This window comes from Bowmanella dokdonensis (assembly GCF_017254865.1).
Classification (GTDB): domain Bacteria; phylum Pseudomonadota; class Gammaproteobacteria; order Enterobacterales; family Alteromonadaceae; genus Bowmanella; species Bowmanella dokdonensis.
In genome coordinates this window covers 1-351 of record NZ_JAFKCV010000195.1, presented here as the reverse complement: position 1 = coordinate 351, position 351 = coordinate 1, and the positions used below count along the sequence as shown (strand labels likewise).

The 351-nt window shown below is 47.3% G+C and carries 1 protein-coding gene; it reads right to left on the bottom strand.

All coding sequences use genetic code 11. The features are described from left to right. Positions 1-351, bottom strand: a 351-nt coding sequence (locus J0A66_RS22200; RefSeq protein ID WP_206576003.1) for an AbgT family transporter, incomplete at both ends; no start/stop codon positions are given.

Sequence of the window (351 nt, the reverse complement as noted above, 5' to 3'; positions counted from 1 at the left end):
TGTGCAGAAGAACTGCCCAGCGACAAATTCACCAAGGCACACATCAGAATAAAGACGACAAACACTTCCGGACCGTCCAGTCCCAGCGCCGTCAGTAAGGCCGCGCCTTTAACCGCTAATACTGTGCCCAGATTAGTCCAATTGAAAAAGGCCACAAACTGCGCGGCAAAGAACACCAGTACAATGTACATTCCCAGCGTACTCATACCTTGAGACATGGCATTAATCACATCTTTGTCATTCTTCATGCAGCCGACGGTTTTACCGTATACAAAGCCTGGAATAGCGAAAGTGACAAAAATAAAGGCCACAATTCCCTTAAGGAAAGGGGAGCCTTTTAGACCACCTGTT